The organism is Komagataeibacter intermedius TF2, from assembly GCF_000964425.1.
Lineage (GTDB): Bacteria > Pseudomonadota > Alphaproteobacteria > Acetobacterales > Acetobacteraceae > Komagataeibacter > Komagataeibacter intermedius.
The window spans coordinates 71,138-88,035 of sequence record NZ_BANF01000100.1 but is presented as its reverse complement, the minus strand read 5'-3'; the positions used below and the strand labels follow the sequence as shown (position 1 = coordinate 88,035).

The following is a 16,898-nucleotide window of genomic DNA, read 5'->3' as shown; positions in this document are numbered from 1 at the left end:
TCATAACCTGAAGGTCATAGGTTCAAATCCTATCCCCGCAACCAGATATAAGCGTCTGAAAAGACAAGAGAAAAGCCACCCATAAGGGTGGCTTTTTTGCGTTCGGGGCAAGGTTGGCTGCCATAGCCAAATGCAGCCCTGCCTAACGATTTTGCGATCTCCTGCTGTGCTTTTCCTTACAGTATCCTTGCGGCAGGTATATGTGGGAAAGGGGAAGCCACATGACTCAGACATGGGGGGACTTTCAGGCGGTTGTCCAGCTATCGGCAGGACTGAATGTTGCTATCCTCAGTTTTGTGGACATCAGTCTGCCCGCCATAAAAGAGCGTCGGCGCGTATTCGCCAAGGCTCAGCAGGAACTGGACATGCATCGGTCCGCGCCAGGCAAGGTGACCAGCGCTGCACAGCTTGAACATGACTGTCAGGTCGATGAGATGAACCAGAAGCTGTATATGCTGTGGAAGGAATCCTCAGCTTTCAGCAATGAAGAGGATTCCCTGATTCATTCAACAGGAATCCTTGGTTTTCTCGGGGCTGTACTCAGTATGTTCCTATTGTGGTATTCGGCAGAATATTACGATGCGATCATTGGCGTGACGGGGAAGGTCGTCATTTCCCTGTCGTTCTGCTCACTGGTCGGGGCCTTCATCATCAATTTCATGACGGCATCGCAGGCCAGCGTATTTACCAGAAAATGCAATGCGATCAGGCAGGAAATGCGTCAGAAACTCTGACATTCTCAGCCTTTACCGGGGGGTGGTGTTGCCGGCACATTCCTGCTGGAAACCAGCCAGGAAGATCCGTGCGGCCTTGTGAAAGCGTGGTCGCATATTCTGTTCAATCCACGCAGTGCCGGATGCGCAGGCCAGACTCTGTAACATCATGTCGCCAATTGTCATGCCAAACAGCATGTTACTGTACATACAGATATCGCTGACTTCGTAATGGTGCTGACGGACATAACGGTCCAGCCAGCCGGTCAGCACGTTTTCCTTTCCACCCGCGCGCAGGCTGGTCAGGATCTGACGGATATCGGCGGATTCCTGTGATTCGGTAATCAGTGCGCGGATCAGGCTGATACGGTCCGGCCTGAGGATGATGCGGCCAAGGTTCATCAGCAGTTCCGTCAGTTCCTCCGCCGGGTTGTCGCGGTAATGACATTCATCCGGCGTGACGTTGAACAGGCGGGTGTTGATCAGGGTATGGAACAGGTCCTGCTTGGAATGGAACATCTGGTAGAGCGTACGCTTCGACATGGCGGAATGCTGCGCCACCTTATCCATCGACGCAGCATGGTAGCCGCATTGCTGCAGCACTTCGCTGGCGGCATCCAGAATGCGTTCCCGGCGTTCGCATTCCTCCATTTCTGGTGGTCTGCCGGGCCCCCGTCGCCGGTTGTCGCAATCGTGCGGCGCGGGCGTGGGGTCGCCATGTCCATTCTTGCTCATTCGTAATATGCTCCGCCCGCTTTTGTGTGGCTGTGCTGCTTGACCGGCTTATGGAGACGATATAGTTTTCTATTCATTGAAAACCAAATGGTTTCGTTATTTGGCTTTCTTATGGCGGCTATGTGCGGCAAACGACACAGCCGTGATTCAGAAACATTTTTATATATAACGGCCTGCAAGCCGGTTGGTGACCATGATGCATTATTCCCGTGTCGTAGCCCCGGCGGCTCTGATACTTGCCCTGGCAGCGTGTCAGCGGCATGCGGCCTCCCCCAAGCTGCCGCCGCAGCCGGTCAAGGTCGTAACACTCAGGGCCGAGCCGGTGGAAATCCATACGATGCTGCCCGGCCGTACCGAAGCCTTTGAAATCGCGCAGGTCCGTCCACAGGTCAGCGGCGTCATCCAGCAGCGCCTGTTTGTCGAGGGCACCGACGTGCAGGCTGGACAGCAGCTGTACCAGATCGATCCCCGCGTCTATCAGGCGGCAGTGGACAGCGCGCAGGGTCAGTTGCTGCATGCGCAGGGCAACGAAGTCACGACCCGGGCCAAGCTGAACCGCTACGGGCCGCTGCTCAAGGCCCATGCCGTCAGCCAGCAGGAATATGATGACGCGCTGGCTGCTGAACGTGCGGCACAGGGTGATGTCCTGAGCGCGAAAGGCCAGCTGGAGCGCGCCACGGTCGATCTGGGTTATACCCATATGAATGCGCCGATTACCGGACGTATTGGCCGTTCCATCCTGACCGTTGGTGCGCTGGTGACCGCCAACCAGACCAATAATGTCGCCATCGTCACCCGGCTTGACCCGATTTACGTGGACGTGAACCTGCCGGCAACCGAACTGCTGCGCTTCAGGCGCGAACTGGCGCAGGGACGGCTGACGCGTGCAGGCGATAATGCCGCCGCCATCACCATCACGCTGGAGGATGGCACCACTTACGAACATTCCGGCCGGATGGAGTTTTCGGAAGTCAACGTGGATGAAGCCACCGCCACGGTTGTGGTGCGTGCCGTCATGCCCAATCCGGACCGGCTGCTGCTGCCGGGCATGTATGTCCATGCCCAGCTGGCCGAAGGCACGGACCCCAGGGCCCTGCTGGTGCCGCAGCAGGCGGTGCAGCGGAATTCCCATGGTGACCCGCAGGTCTGGGTGGTCGATGCCGATAACAGGGTGAACCTGCGTCCCATTACCGTCAGCCAGGCCATTGGTACTGACTGGCTGGTGATGGACGGGCTGAAGGGCGGCGACCGCGTGGTGGTTGAGGGTCTGCAGAAGATTCACTCCGGCGATACCGTGACCCCAGCGGATGTATCCGCCCCGGCCAAGGCAGGATAAGCCCCCATGTCTCTGTCGCGCTTTTTTATCGACCGGCCCGTTTTCGCCTGGGTGATCGGACTGATCATCATGCTGGTGGGCGGGGTGTCGATCTTCCGCCTGCCCATCGCCCAGTATCCCAGCATCGCCCCGCCACAGATCGCAATTTCGGTCACCTATCCCGGCGCTTCGGCCGATACGGTGAACGATACGGTGGTGCGCCCCATCCTGCAGCAGATGTTCGGGCTGGATCATCTGGAATACATTTCCGCGCAGTCCTATGCATCGGGGCAGATGGAAATCGACCTGACCTTTGCGCAGGGAACCAATCCCGACATCGCGCAGGTGCAGGTGCAGAACAAGCTGCAGCTGGCGCAGCCCAGGCTGCCGCAGGAAGTGACGGCGCAGGGGCTGAGCATCACGAAGGCCGTCAAGAACTTCATGATGGTCATCGCCTTCATCTCGACCGACAACAGCATGAGTGGAGCGGATATCGCCGACTACGTGGCGTCCAACATCTCTGATCCGCTCAGCCGCGTGACGGGCGTGGGCGACCATACGCTGTTTGGCGCGGAATACGCCATGCGCATCTGGCTCGATCCGTCCAGACTGTACAAATACGGCCTGACGGTGGGCGATGTGCAGACCGCCATCCAGACGCAGAACATACAGGTCTCGTCAGGTGAGCTGGGCGGCGTGCCCGCCGTAAAGGGCGCGCGCCTGGACGCCACCATCATCGGACCGACGCGCCTGCATTCGCCCGAGGAATTCGAAAAGATCCTCCTCAAGGTGCAGCAGGATGGCTCGCAGGTGCGCATCCGTGACGTCGCCCGTGTGGAACTGGGGCCGCAGACTTACAATACCCATTCCTTCTACAACAACATGCCCGCATCCGGCATGGCGCTGAAACTCGCCCCCGGCGCCAACCAGCTCCAGACAGAAACGGCGGTGCGCGAGCAGATCAAGGAACTGGAACAGTTCTTCCCGCCGGGGCTGAAGACCGTCTATCCGCTGGATACCGAACCCTTCATCGTCCTGTCGATCAAAGACGTGATCATCACGCTGATCGAGGCGATTGCGCTGGTGTTCCTTGTGATGCTGGTGTTCCTGCAGAACTTCCGCGCTACCCTGATCCCGACGATTGCGGTGCCGGTGGTGCTGCTGGGCACGTTCGGCATCCTTGCCGTCCTTGGGTTCTCCATCAATACGCTGACCATGCTGGCCATGGTGCTGGCGGTTGGCCTGCTGGTGGATGACGCCATCGTGGTGGTGGAAAACGTCGAGCGCGTGATGACGGAAAAAAAGCTTTCCCCCCGGGAAGCCGCCCGTCAGTCCATGGACGAGATTTCGGGCGCGCTGGTCGGCATCGTGCTGGTGCTGACGGCGGTATTCCTGCCCATGGCCGCCTTCAGCGGGTCAACCGGGGTGATCTACCGGCAGTTCTCCATCACTATTGTCGCGGCCATGTGGCTGTCGGTTCTGGTGGCCATGGTCATGACGCCGGCCCTGTGTGCGACCATGCTCAAGCCGGGCAGTCATGAAAAGACCACCGGTTTCGCGGGCTGGTTCAATCGTCATTTCAGCCGCCTGACCAATGGGTACCAGAAGGGCGTGTCCCGCGTGCTGGGACATGCCGGCCTGTCCATGCTGGTGTTCGCCGTGATCACGCTGGGCGTGGGCTGGCTGTTCATGCGCCTGCCCGGTGGCTTCCTGCCCGATGAGGATCAGGCCCTGATCTTCGGACAGGTCACCATGCCTGCAGGCGCCACGCTGGAGGAAACGGCAGCGGTGAACCGCAAGGTTGCCGACTATATCCTCAGGACCGAAGGTAAAAATGTCGAATCCGTCTATTCCATGAACGGGTTCAACTTTGCCGGACAGGGGCAGAGTGCCGGTGCCTTCTTCATCCGCCTGAAGGACTGGGATGAACGGCCCGCCGCATCGCAGACCTCGGCTGCGATCGCCATGCGCATCATGATGCATTTCTGGATGGATCCGGTGGCGCAGATCTTCGCCATCAACCCGCCTGCCGTGCTGGAACTGGGCAACGCCACCGGCTTCGACCTCGAACTGGAGGATCGTGGGCATCTTGGCCATGCCAAGCTGCTGGAAGCGCGGAACATGGTGCTGGGCATGGCGGCGAAGGACCATCGCCTGACCGCCGTACGTCCCAACGGCATGGAGGACGCGCCGCAGTTCCACCTGAATGTCGATCGTGAAAAAGCCAATGCGCTGGGCATCACCATCGCGGACATCAATACCACCATCGAGGGCGCGCTGGGGTCGATCTACGTCAACCAGTTCCTGCGCGATGACCGCGTGAAGCAGGTCTATATCCAGGGCGAGCCGGATGCGCGCATGATCCCCGATGACCTGAACAGGTGGTATATCCGCAATCTCACGGGGGGCATGGTGCCGTTCAACGCCTTCGTGTCCGGTGAATGGATCATGGGTCCGCAGAAGGTGGAGGACTATAATGGCCTCAATGCCTTTGAAATCCTTGGCCAGCCCGCGGCAGGCTACAGTTCGGGTGATTCGATCGCCGCGATGAAGGACATCCTGGCCAAGCTGCCCAAGGGCATCGGTTATGAATGGACGGGCCTGTCCTTTGAACAGATGGCGTCGGGCGCCTCCACCGGGCCGCTTTATGCGCTGGCCATGATCGTCATCCTGTTCTGCCTTGCCGCCCTGTATGAAAGCTGGGCCATCCCCTTTGCCGTGCTGCTGGTCATTCCGCTGGGCGTGCTGGGCGCGATTGTCGCGACCCTGGGGCGTGGGCTGGCCAATGACGTGTATTTCCAGGTCGGTCTGCTGACTACGGTGGGGCTGGCGGTCAAGAACGCCATCCTGATCGTGGAATTCGCCAAGGCATTTTTTGAAAATGGCGCGACGCTGGAGGAAGCGGTGCTGGAAGCCGGGCGCGAACGCCTGCGGCCCATCCTTATGACATCCATTGCCTTCGTGGTGGGCGTGTTCCCGCTGGCGATCGCAACGGGGGCAGGGTCGGCCGCGCGTATCGCGATTGGCACGGCCGTGGTGGGGGGCATGGTGACGGCGACGTTGCTGGCTGTCTATTTCGTTCCGCTGTTCTTTGTGGTCGTGCTGCGCCTGTTCCGTGTGCAGCGCATGTCCGAACGGGCAAAGGGAGAGTAATGCAGATGACCGTTCTCTCCACATTCAGGCGGGCAGCGACGACTGGCCTGGCAGCGACGTTGCTGGCGGGCTGCACCATGATCCCGCATTACAAGCGTCCTGCCCCGCCACTGGCCGGGACATGGCCCGCCTATGCCACGACCGGGGACGCCGTGGTGGAAAACCCGCTGGCGGCTGATCTGGGATGGTCGGAATTCTTTACCGACCCCCGGCTGAAGGCGCTGATCGCCATTGCGATTCGTGAAAACCGCGACCTGCGGGAGGCCGCGGCCGACATCCGCCGGGCACAGGGACAGTTTGATATCCAGCATGCCAGCCTGTTTCCCGCCATCAGTGGTGGCGGCGAGGCGATGTTCCAGGGACCATCGGACGCCGCTGGTCTGAGCTTCGCGCCGGGTCTGGATACCGGGCATCCGCCCATGTTCAAATATTACCAGATGGGCATTGGCGTCTCGTCGTACGAGATCGACCTGTTCGGGCGTATCCGCAGCATGTCGCGGGAGGCCGCGGAACATGCACTCATGCAGCGTGAAAATGCCCGCGCGATGCTGATCAGCATCATCTCGCAGGTTGCTACAGCCTATATCTCGTGGCTGGGCGATCAGGCGCAACTTCACCTGTCGGATGCGACGATGGCGTCGCAACAGCAGACGCTGGATATGGTCAAGGCCCGTTTCGCCCATGGTGAAACGGATGAGATGACCGTGCGCCAGACCGAAACACAGGTCGCGCAGAGCGGTGCCTTCCGTGATGAATCACGCCGGCATGTGGCGCAGGACGAAAACCTGCTGACAATGCTGATTGGCCAGCCAATTCCCGCCAACCTGCCCCCGGCGTACCCGCTGGGGCAGCAGACAATCATGCAGGACCTGCCGCCGGGCCTGCCGGCGGACGTGCTGGAACATCGGCCCGATATCATGGCGGCGGAACACGACCTGCTGGCGGCCAATGCGGATATCGGTGCGGCCAAGGCGGCATTCTATCCCCGCATTACCCTGACGGCATCTGACGGGATCAGCAGCCTGCAGCCGCATAAGCTGTTTACGTCGGCTGCGACAACGTGGGGCGTGTCCCCGCAGCTGCAGGTGCCGTTGCTGAACTGGGGACAGAACAGCGGTAACCTGAAGGCATCGCGCGCCATGCGGGCGTACAAGGCGGCGGCATATGAAAAAACGGTGCAGGCCGCCTTCCGCGAGGTGGCGGATGCGCTGGCCGCACGCGATACCTACCGTGATGAAACCCGGCAGATGGACAACTATGTCTCTACAACGGGTGATGCCTACCGTCTGGCCATGCTGCGGTACAATGCGGGGACGGATTCCTACCTGACGTCTCTTGTCTCGCAGCGGAGTTATTTGCAGGCGCAGCAGTGGCAGATTTCCATTTCGGTGTCGCGGTACCAGAATCTGGTGACGCTGTACCGCGCCCTTGGCGGCGGCTGGACCGAACATACGCCAACGCCCCAGCCTGCGAAGGGGCAGAAGGCCGTGCGCAAGGGCTAGGTGCCCTGCGACTCGACTGGCATATGATGGATTACGGCCCGACATGCAGGCAGCATGATCGGGCCGTAATTGTGTTTAAGCGAATGAAAAATATAAAGTTTTTCCGGGTGTCGCGCTCAGGAAACACCTGCGGGATCGCGAACATGTTCCATGTGCAAAAATGCATAGTAATACATGAGTAAATTTAAAGAATAACAATAGAAGCCTGCCAAATTCAATATTAATACCAAATGTAAACATTAAATAAATTTAAAAATGCATTAAATAATAAATATATTTCATCATTTAATGAGTTGCGAAAAAAATGTAAATTTTGTTCTTTCAATATCAAAAATCATCCCATATCTATAATGCATGGCTTCTGGCGCAATATGTTTTTGTTTCGGCGTGCAAGAAGTGCATGAAAGGTAGGGTCTGAACTTTGAATTTACATAGCAAATCCGATAATCAACTGCCCGCTGCCGTGCGTCCCGATGGGAAGTTGCGTATGGTTATTTTCGATTGTGATGGCGTTCTGGTCGACGGGGAATACCTGTCCACCAGCATCATGGCGCAGGAAGCCCGGAAATACGGCTGGAACATTACGGACGAGCAGGCGAACAAACTGTTTACCGGCGGCGAACTGGCCAAGATCCGTGACCGGATCGCCCAGGAAAGCGGCAAGGAACTGCCCGCTGACTGGGACATGCAGGTCCAGAACCGTATCGTCACCATGATGAAAACCGACGCCCAGACCGTGGACGGCGCGGAAGACATGCTGAAAGCCACACTCGATCTTGGTCTGCCGGTGCGGATCGGATCCAATTCATCCATGGCTGAAATGGACGCGAAGTTCAGCAGCACGGGTCTGGACCAGATGCTGGATGAAGAACGCATTCACTCCGGGCGCGACCTGAACATGCCCAAGCCCCGGCCCGACCTGTACCTGTATGCGGCCGAGCAGGACAATGTCCCGCCGGGCAACTGTATCGTGCTGGAAGATTCCGATGCCGGCGCCGAAGCCGCCCGTCGTGCGGGCATGGCCTGCGTGCTGCTGCGTGACCTGTCGCGTCCCGCGCCGCAATGGCCGGGCCTGATCCGTATCGGGCACCTGTCGGAATTCGTGCCGCTGCTGCAGCGGATCATGACGGAACAGAAGCAGGCCGCTGCGTAGGTAGCCGTGACACGGGTGGGGCAGGCAGTGCGTTTCAGTCGGTATACCGACCGCTGCGGCCCTGCTTGATGCGGCTGCGATGCTGTTTGTTGTCCATCCGCTTCCTGCGCTGCGTGCGTGAGGGACGGGTGGGCACGCGATAGGCCTGTACCGCGCTGGCCTGCGCGATCATGTCATGCAGGCGGGCGACCGCGTCCTCGCGGTTGCGGGTCTGGCTGCGAAAGCGCCGGGCCGTCAGTACGATCACGCCATCGCCGGTCATCCGGCTGCCCGCCACCTCGATCAGCCTGTGCTTGACCCGGCCCGACAGGGTGGGGGAATTGCGGGCGTCAAAGCGAAGCTGGGCCGCAGTCGCAACCTTGTTGACGTTCTGCCCGCCGGGGCCGGATGCCAGTATGTAGGTCACATGTAATTCATCATCGGGTATGATGGGCGGTGACATGGCGGTTTACGGTCCTGTCGGGCGGAAGGTATATCGCAGGCTTATGGGCCGCCCTGCATGGGCGGCATTGCTGTGCTGGCCGTTTGCTATCACCATGCCTGTCGCATGATGACAAGAGCGGAGTAGCACAATCATGAATGATGAGGTGGTCACGGACCAGTTGCGCAAGGCCCTTGCGCAGGCGGCGGGCGATGCGGCGCAGGCCAAGGTGATGCCCGTGGTCAAGATGATTGCGGCCCAGCAGCTTGTGATCATGGACCTTATGCAGATGCTGGTGGATGCAAAGGTCCTGCATGCGGATGAAATAGCGGCGCACATGCGCCACCATATCGAACATACCGATGCAAAGGACATGGCGGCGCGGACCCTGTTTGACCAGGTGCGTACCCGTTTCGATTCCGGTATCAAACCCTCCTGATATCATAAGGAAGTGTGCAGATGGCTGATCATCCCCCCGCCCTGCGGGCTGAAATCGCGGCGCTGAAGGCGGAACTGGCGCGTATGCGTGACGAACTGGCCGTGGCGCGCAAGACGATACAGGCGCTTAACCTGCAACTGCGGCGTGAGCAGACGCGCCCGCCCACGGCGCGCTAGCCCGGGCGCATGACAAGGTATGTCCATCATGAATGAAGAACGCGATGCAGCCGGCCGGGCTGTGGTCTATCCCACCGTCAGCTGCGGGGCGGAAGCCGTGCAGGATTCCATTGTGGTCATGGACCTGTTCATGGCGACCGCGCCCGAACACATGCCCAAGGGCAATAAGCGCGTGGTGACCGTGCTGCCACCCGAACTGGCCCTTAACCTTGCCGAACAGCTTCGCAGTGCTGCCGAGCGCGTGCAGGCGGCCAGAAAGACCGGATCAGGATCTGCTGGCCCTGCGTAACAGGCCGCGCATGCCGGCGTAACGCAGGTTGACCGCAGCCGTGCCGCCCTGAATGGTGGGAATGGCCATGGTGTTGTCCAGTGCGCTGCGCATGGCTTTCTGTGATGCCATGTGAACGATGCCAACGGGTGCATGGGGAAAGAACAGGTTGGCCAGTTGTCCCGTGCGTTCATCCAGCAGCCACGGGCCAAGATAATTGTGACTGTTGTCAAGGAACGTGACGGGCTGGTCATCCACATACACCGCCAGCGCCATGCAGAGCTGGTCCTGGGTGAAGGCCATGCCGCGACGGGGCAGGATCAGGGCCTGCCACCGGCGCAGCACGGGCCAGATCGTCGCATTGCGGTGCAGGCAGAACACCCCGGCGTTCAGCAGCGGCTTCGCGCCGATGCGCGTGCGGATATGGAATGGCAGGCGTGCGCGGCTGGCGTTTTTGTAAAGAAAGGAGCGGATCTGCATCCACCCCGGACAGATCCAGCGCACCCCCAGCAGGTTGGCGATCTTGGCGCCAATTTCCGGCACAATGGCCAGCGTGCGGCTTTCCCCCGCGGCGAACATCTGTTCAAGCGCATGGCCGTCCTGCACCCATGTATCGGCATCCAGCCACAGGAACAGATCAAATTCCGGCAGCATCTGGTCCAGCCACAGCTTGCTTATGTTGATGGCAAGGCTGGGCCGCTTCCTGACCGCCTGTTTCGGGGCATAGTCGGGAAGGCAGGGCGTTATGACCCGAATGTCCCATGCCGTCAGTTGCGCGACCTGTTGTGCCGTCATCCCGCAGTCGATGACCCCGATGGGTGTATCGGCATGGTCGCGTACGGACGCGATCAGTTCGGTCACCAGATGGAAATAGGCGTGATCGCATCCGGTTACGACAATCCGGCGGCTGGTCGCGGGTAGGGGGGAACTGGGGGAGGGCGGTGTCATGCCCGGCATCATAGGGACAAGCCGGGAAGGCGGAAATATCCCTTTGTTATGCCTTCATGTCGGAGGTGGCAGAAAGGTAGCGCGCAGTCAGTTCGGGATGGCGGAACGCCATGATGCCGCGCAGGCTTTCATGGGCGGCCCATGCATCATTCGTGGTGCGTGAATTGCCATGCATGCGGTAGCGGCACAGGATTTCGGGCACGTAAGCTGCCTCAAAGCCATGGTCGATGAATTTCAGCCAGAAATCATAATCTTCCCAGCCCTGGTCAATATGGCTGTAGCCATCCACGTCGGCCCATGCCTGCCGGCGGATCAGGGCCATGACATCAACGTAGTTTTCCCGCGTCATCTGCGCGGGGTCCCATATGTCAGCCGACCCGATGCGCTGTTCCCTGTCAAAATATTCCAGCTGGCAGTACGTGGCGTCAAACCCGCCATCGCGGGCTGCTTCATGCAGTCGGGCAATGGCGCGGGGGTAGATGGTGTTATCGGCATCCATCACGAACACGAACGCACCCACGGCATGCCTGAAGGCCGTGTTCCGGGCGGCGGACGGTCCCTGGTTGCGGGTATGCACGATCAGGGTGCAGCGCCAGAAACGCTGGTGGTTTTCCTCCATCCACGCCGTGATCAGGGCGACTGAGTCATCCCTGTCCGAATGGTCGTCCACCACGATCAGGTCAAGGGCTGCGTGGGTCTGTGCGGCGATGGCGTCCAGGGCGTCGAGGACATAGTCGCCATAATTGAAATTCGTGATGCATACGCTGACCAGGTCCAGCGGTTTCTTGCGACGGCTGCGGAAAGTGAACGCGGTCTGGCCCGTGGCCATCCATGGGGCGGTGATGCTCATGTTTCCGGCGTGCTCCATACATGCGAAATGAACCCGCGGATCCGCGCGCAGCGGGCCCGGTTATGGGCGGGGGTATCGATGGCCCGGATGGCGTTCAGGCGCACTTCCTCCGCCTTTGCCTGACCATCGGGCGTATGCAGCAGCCATTCGATCAGGTTGGGGATGTGGCGGCCGCTTTCTTCCAGAAAATGTTCATTGGGGCGAAAGACCGGATGCGGCAGGCAGGGTTCGGAGACGACCACACTGCCATTGGCCATCGCACCCTTGACGATGCGGTGCCATTCAAAAAAACCGTAATCATCGCGGTGGATGTTCAGCGCAATGCGCGAATGCCCCGCCACATGGGACGCCAGACGTGACAATGGATTGTCGCGGGGGCTGCTGTCTATCGGCGTGGTGAATTTGCGATAATAGAAGTAGTTGCGGAACTGCGCGAAGAAGGCGGCATTGCGGGCAAAGAATGCCTCCCGATGGGTCGAGGCGCCCCCAAAGAAACTGATGTCGAGCAGCCGGTCGGCAAAGGGCGTGTTCCGGTCCGGGCGCCTGCGGCATGCAGGTGGCAGGATCCGCACCATGGCGTGCTGCATGTCGCTTTTGTGCAGATACGTGCTTTCGGTGCTGATATTGGGTGTAAAATGGATGGCGGGCAGCCCGGCCTGCCGGAAACTTTCCGCCATCTGGTGGCAGATGTCGATAACGCCGGCCGCCATCAGCAGGAAGGGAATGCCGCGTTCAAACCATAATGTCTGCGGCTGTTCGGTGTTGAACATGATCGCGTCACGGATAATTGCCCCCGTGGCCCAGTCCTGCCCGCGTCCCAGATGGAAGAATTCATGCGGGGCGACGAAAATGCACAGTTCGGGCCGGGTGTCGGGATTGCTGTTTTCATCCAGCAGGGCGCAGTTCAGTCCCGCATCGCACAGGGTGGCGTGCAGGTCGGATGCGATTTCATGAATGAAGACATTGCCGTTGGAGTTGTAATAGATCCCGACACTGTCAGGTATCGCGCCGTCAGGGGTGATATAGTCCGCATCATCCAGCCCTTTCGCCACGCACAGCGCGCCAAGGGTGCGTGAGACATGCAGTGCGCCGAAAATGCGCCGGCCTTCCGGCACGCCATACAGCAGGGCATGTTCGGCCATGTCGGTTGTCGCGCGTTCAAGGTCCCGGTTGATGTCATGATACAGGTCAGGTTCAAAAAACGGGAGCTGTTCCAGTGTTCTCGCGCCAACGCTCAGGTCTTCCAGATGGAAGCGGGGCAGCAATCCGTGGTGGGCGATATGACATCCCCCATGCGTCCTGATGAAATGAATGAAGGGATTGCGGTTGTCCGCCCCCGCGTCCGGATACTGGCGCAGGTATGGCCCGGGACGGAAATTGCGGTTGGGCTGGCGTCCTTCCCGAAAGCCATATTTGATGTAGTGGATCAGGGGATCGATTTTCGACCCGGCGACGTCCCGGTGGACCGAAAGGTAGAAATCAGCGTCGAACAGACCTGATTCCTTTACTGTTTCAAGGTCCTGTTGTTCGGTCGGGGTCAACGTCAGCAGCGGGTCCGCGGGCACTGTCTTTACCTTGGCTGAGGCGGGAAGGAATAACGGGCGGCAATGCCGCCTGTCGGGCGCGCACAGACATTCTGCTAGGGGAGATCAATTAATAATTGATTATTCCGCAGGCTTATTTTCAATCAGGATTGCAGGTAAGGCAGGGGCTGCAGGATGTATCCTGTACCAGCGTTACATAAATCGTGCCGTGTCATGCGCCCGCATCATCCTGTCGCGACATGGGCGCGTCACCGGATAGATGGCGCGGATTTGCCCGTCGCAGCGCAGGCATGATCCGCGATCAGGGCGGACAACTGCTAGATGACAATCAGGCCAAGGGAGATGGCCTTGAGCACCGTGGTGACGCGATTGGTGCAGTCCAGCTTGCGCTGTGCGTTCTTGAGATGGAATTTGACGGTGTTCTCGTTCAGCATCAGCCGGTCCGCGACTTCCACGGTGGTCCTGCCATTGGCCACCCATGCCAGGCATTCGCATTCGCGTTGTGTCAGTGCGGGTGGCTGGGGTTCGGGCGGCGTCGTCAGGCGGCGGTACTGCTGGTAATACTGCATGGTCAGCGTTGTCAGGGCGATCTGCATGCGCGGTGACACCATTTTGCGCGCAAGCTGTCCGAAATTGACCAGAAAGACCGAGGCATCCGGCCCATGGATCGGTATGACGAACCCGTCATGTATACCAAAGTCATGCATGTCGGTCACCAGCGCCTTTTCCTGCTGTTTCACCGGGTCGCATGCATGCCATCCGAACCCTGTGGCACTGGTCATGGCACGGCGCAGTACCGGGTCCACCCGCCCGTATTCGCTGCCCATGTAATGGCTGGTCCAGGATGTAGGATAACTGGATGTCGTGGGGCGCAGGCCGCCGGGCTGGAACTTCTTTATGATGCCCGCGACACAGTAAAAATCTCCGATCAGGTTGACGGCTTTATGAAACTGGGCGGCCAGTTCATCCACGGTGCGGGTATTCAGCATGGCTTCCATTGTATCCATGGCCATGCTGTTAAGTAGGTCGCGACTCAAAAAACCGTATCCTGTATCAACGTAATTATAAATTACATTAGGTGGAAATATCATATTCACAGCCGAAGCACCATATACGGCAGGAAAATGAACAATCAGGGAGGCAGGGACATATCCATTCTGGTGGGAAGTTACTTCGGCGCCTTATTAAAAACTAATTTAGTATTGTTTATTCGAAGGGTTGTTCTGGATGGCATGAACGAATATGAAATGTATATATTTACAAATAAAATAGTAATATTTGTATGGTGTATATAATTACTGTTAAATTGTTGATATGTTCAGGGTATATTTCTGTATAAAGGGTGGAAGTATTTCCTCAACTTCACGTTATCTTTCTTACATTCGCTAATATCGTACTTTTACCGTAATATTTTAATATTATTTTTCAATAATTTATATTTTAGATATTTTACCATAGTTTGTTCATGATATTCACTGCACGACACAATCCATAAATCCGAAAAACGTTTTTGGTGAAGCTTTTTGCAAAAAGCTTCGAAAGACATCATCCCCTTTCATTTCAACGCCGCCCGATCAATGGGAGGGCCAGTGCGGGCACAGGCCGCGTTTCATCCGTGACGTGCGGGTTGATGGATAAAGGGGAGCGCGCCTTTCGGTTCGGGCGGAGTGGCGACGGGTATCAGACCATGCGCGTGCGATGTCACGACTGCTCCGGTTCATTATGAAATGCCGCGCGCAAGGAAGAGTCCGTGCCTGCAGCCGGATCCATGTGGCGGCGCATCCGGCCGCGTTTGCGGCGGCGGTAGGTAGAGGCTGTCTGATCCGGAATGGAATGGCCAGGTCGCGGGTGGCGATCGTGGTGTCGTGTCTTTCGATCCGCCTGAACTGCCCTGCCCGCCATCTGTGACGGCGGGAATACGTTGGCGACCATATGCCAGCATGCGCTTGCAGCAAGGTAACGGGCCCGATCTCGGGCATTGTATGTCGCAATCGGGGTAGTCGCATGATCCGATAGGGTTTCATGCGTCGCAGCGAGATTTGCGGGCGTCTGGGCCGGATTTTCCTGCGCGCAGGTCTGTCCGGCTTCGATTCTGTCATGTTATTATCAATCTTAATGCATATGAAAAATGACCTGTTCAACATCGCCCCGCCCTGCCGTCTTTCCCTGAAGGGGCGGATTGCGGGATAGTGGGGCAGGCATTGCGCAGGCAGGGACGGAGGGTACGTGGCCACGCTGGAATGGGAGGGCAAGCACGCCGTCACCGTTTATCTGGAACGGATGCGCCGGGGCGTGCTGCAGGTTGATCCCGCCCTGTCCCGTGGGGCGGCGCAGGGGGGCGACAGGATCATCCTGGGGGACAACCTTGCGGCGCTGGATGCGCTTGTGCCCGATCATGCCGGACGGGTGGACATGGTGCTGACCGACCCGCCCTATAATACGGGACGGCGCGACTGGCTGTATGATGACAGCGCCAGCGCGCCCGCAGGCCTGCACTGGCTGGATGCAGCACTGGGTCCGGCGGCGGCCCGCGCCCTGTCGCGGCAGGACCGCTGGCTATGTCTCATGTATCCGCGGTTGCTGTACCTGCGGCGGCTCATGGCTGAACATGGCGTCATTGCCTGTTGCATCGATGACCGTGAATACCCCCGCCTGCGCCTGCTGATGGAAGAGGTGTTCGGAGCGGATAATTTTCTGGCGACCTTTGTCTGGGTCAATACCGGCAATATCGATAACCACAGCCGCATCAAGACCAACCATGAATATGTGGTGGTGTTCGCGCGCGATGCCCGGCGTTTCGTTCCCGGACGCGTGCTGGCCCCGCAGGTCGGCGCCCGCAGCAAGCTGCGGCGGCCGGTCATTCGCAACACCATTGTCAAGAACGGACCGCGCAATCCGGTCTGCGATCTGGTGCTGCCTGCCGGTTTTCCCGCCAGCTTTGACCATGGCGTCATTCCCGTCCCGGCGGATCCCGCCTTCTGGCCACGCTTTACCACGCCGATGGAGGTCCGCGCGGGACGGCTGGTGCATCCCGTCACCCTGCGCAGTGGATGGAGTTCGCGTCGGCAGTGCGCGGCGTTCATTGCGGCGGGGTTTGAGGATATTACCGACCGGCAGGGGCTGAAAACCCGCTTTTACCTGACCGCCAGTGGGGCGGTGTTCATGGAAAAGGACCGTCAGGACCAGCCCAGCCATATCCTGACCGTGCTGCAGGGTATGGGGACGGTGCAGCAGGCATCGGCCGCGCTGGCGCGGTGCGGTGTCCGCTTTGACTATCCCAAGCCGCTTCCGCTGGTGACATACCTGCTGCGGGCGCTGTGTCCCGATCCCGGTGCCGTGGTGCTGGATGCCTTTGGCGGATCGGGCACGACAGCGCAGGCTGTCATGGACCTGAACGCGACAGATGGGGGAACGCGCCGCTTTGTGGTTATGGAAATGGATGAACGGATTGCCACTACCGTAACCCAGCCCCGTCTGGCGCATGTGCTGGCGCGCCATGCCCGCGCGGGCACGGGGTTCCGGTTCTGCCGGGTGGCCATGCCGCCTTCGGTGCAGGATGCGGATATGCCCGTTCCGGGCGGGCATGCAGCGGCCAGCGCAAGCTGAAGAAGGGGCCGGGTACGGCCTTTGTTCAAAAAGGTGACCTTTCCCGGGGGTCTACCAGAACGTTCCCGGAATTCG

The 16,898-nt window shown here is 59.2% G+C and carries 15 protein-coding genes; 9 read left to right on the top strand and 6 right to left on the bottom strand.

Translation table 11 applies throughout. From position 1 onward, the window contains the following. Nucleotides 1-221: 221 nt before the first annotated feature. On the top strand, nucleotides 222-734 hold the full coding sequence (locus tag B7449_RS12770) for a hypothetical protein (protein WP_039736766.1): 513 nt from the start codon (nucleotides 222-224) through the stop codon (nucleotides 732-734). Between the two features lie 12 nt (nucleotides 735-746). Here B7449_RS12770 and B7449_RS12765 read toward each other — a convergent pair whose 3' ends face one another. Then, nucleotides 747-1,448 (bottom strand): TetR/AcrR family transcriptional regulator, encoded by a 702-nt coding sequence (locus B7449_RS12765; protein WP_235721147.1) that lies wholly within the window; start codon nucleotides 1,446-1,448, stop codon nucleotides 747-749. Nucleotides 1,449-1,641: 193 nt separating this feature from the next. Between B7449_RS12765 and B7449_RS12760 the strand changes: the two genes are divergently transcribed. The 4 genes from B7449_RS12760 to B7449_RS12745 all read left to right on the top strand — a co-directional run bounded on the left by B7449_RS12760 (nucleotide 1,642) and on the right by B7449_RS12745 (nucleotide 8,571). Further along, entirely contained in the window at nucleotides 1,642-2,784 is a 1,143-nt protein-coding gene (locus B7449_RS12760) for an efflux RND transporter periplasmic adaptor subunit (RefSeq protein ID WP_039736764.1), read from the top strand. Between the two features lie 6 nt (nucleotides 2,785-2,790). Beyond that, nucleotides 2,791-5,916 (top strand): efflux RND transporter permease subunit, encoded by a 3,126-nt coding sequence (locus tag B7449_RS12755; protein WP_039736763.1) that lies wholly within the window; start codon nucleotides 2,791-2,793, stop codon nucleotides 5,914-5,916. Beyond that, nucleotides 5,916-7,418: an efflux transporter outer membrane subunit gene (locus B7449_RS12750; RefSeq protein WP_039736762.1), complete on the top strand. Its 1,503-nt coding sequence runs from the start codon at nucleotides 5,916-5,918 to the stop codon at nucleotides 7,416-7,418. The genes B7449_RS12755 and B7449_RS12750 overlap by 1 nt, the downstream gene beginning before the upstream one ends. A gap of 487 nt (nucleotides 7,419-7,905) precedes the next feature. Then, entirely contained in the window at nucleotides 7,906-8,571 is a 666-nt protein-coding gene (locus B7449_RS12745) for an HAD family hydrolase (RefSeq protein ID WP_039736761.1), read from the top strand. Nucleotides 8,572-8,605: 34 nt separating this feature from the next. Here B7449_RS12745 and arfB read toward each other — a convergent pair whose 3' ends face one another. Then, the gene (arfB, locus tag B7449_RS12740; RefSeq protein ID WP_039732663.1) at nucleotides 8,606-9,013 is read right to left on the bottom strand and encodes an alternative ribosome rescue aminoacyl-tRNA hydrolase ArfB; all 408 of its coding nucleotides are present in this window, start codon (nucleotides 9,011-9,013) and stop codon (nucleotides 8,606-8,608) included. 133 nt (nucleotides 9,014-9,146) lie between these two features. On the opposite strand from arfB, the gene B7449_RS12735 reads away from it, so the two are divergent. Genes B7449_RS12735 through B7449_RS12730 form a run of 3 tightly spaced genes read left to right on the top strand, consistent with a single transcriptional unit; the run spans nucleotide 9,147 to nucleotide 9,896 of the window. Continuing rightward, the gene (locus B7449_RS12735) at nucleotides 9,147-9,431 is read left to right on the top strand and encodes a hypothetical protein (RefSeq protein ID WP_039732664.1); all 285 of its coding nucleotides are present in this window, start codon (nucleotides 9,147-9,149) and stop codon (nucleotides 9,429-9,431) included. 20 nt (nucleotides 9,432-9,451) lie between these two features. Continuing rightward, the gene (locus B7449_RS21330; protein WP_167335758.1) at nucleotides 9,452-9,607 is read left to right on the top strand and encodes a hypothetical protein; all 156 of its coding nucleotides are present in this window, start codon (nucleotides 9,452-9,454) and stop codon (nucleotides 9,605-9,607) included. 28 nt (nucleotides 9,608-9,635) lie between these two features. After that, on the top strand, nucleotides 9,636-9,896 hold the full coding sequence (locus B7449_RS12730; protein ID WP_167335757.1) for a hypothetical protein: 261 nt from the start codon (nucleotides 9,636-9,638) through the stop codon (nucleotides 9,894-9,896). Here B7449_RS12730 and B7449_RS12725 read toward each other — a convergent pair. The 4 genes from B7449_RS12725 to B7449_RS12710 all read right to left on the bottom strand — a co-directional run bounded on the left by B7449_RS12725 (nucleotide 9,873) and on the right by B7449_RS12710 (nucleotide 14,254). Continuing rightward, nucleotides 9,873-10,823 (bottom strand): glycosyl transferase, encoded by a 951-nt coding sequence (locus B7449_RS12725; protein WP_235721146.1) that lies wholly within the window; start codon nucleotides 10,821-10,823, stop codon nucleotides 9,873-9,875. The genes B7449_RS12730 and B7449_RS12725 overlap by 24 nt on opposite strands. Before the next feature lie 46 nt (nucleotides 10,824-10,869). Beyond that, nucleotides 10,870-11,673, bottom strand: a complete 804-nt coding sequence (locus B7449_RS12720; RefSeq protein ID WP_048883676.1) for a glycosyltransferase family 2 protein — start codon at nucleotides 11,671-11,673, stop codon at nucleotides 10,870-10,872. Next, nucleotides 11,670-13,238 (bottom strand): hypothetical protein, encoded by a 1,569-nt coding sequence (locus tag B7449_RS12715; protein WP_039732668.1) that lies wholly within the window; start codon nucleotides 13,236-13,238, stop codon nucleotides 11,670-11,672. The genes B7449_RS12720 and B7449_RS12715 overlap by 4 nt, the downstream gene beginning before the upstream one ends. 296 nt (nucleotides 13,239-13,534) lie before the next feature. After that, complete coding sequence (locus B7449_RS12710; RefSeq protein ID WP_039732669.1) at nucleotides 13,535-14,254, bottom strand: helix-turn-helix transcriptional regulator; 720 nt, start codon at nucleotides 14,252-14,254, stop codon at nucleotides 13,535-13,537. A 1,189-nt stretch (nucleotides 14,255-15,443) separates the two neighbouring features. Here B7449_RS12710 and B7449_RS12705 point away from each other — a divergent pair. Beyond that, nucleotides 15,444-16,823: a site-specific DNA-methyltransferase gene (locus B7449_RS12705; protein ID WP_039732670.1), complete on the top strand. Its 1,380-nt coding sequence runs from the start codon at nucleotides 15,444-15,446 to the stop codon at nucleotides 16,821-16,823. Nucleotides 16,824-16,898: the final 75 nt, after the last annotated feature.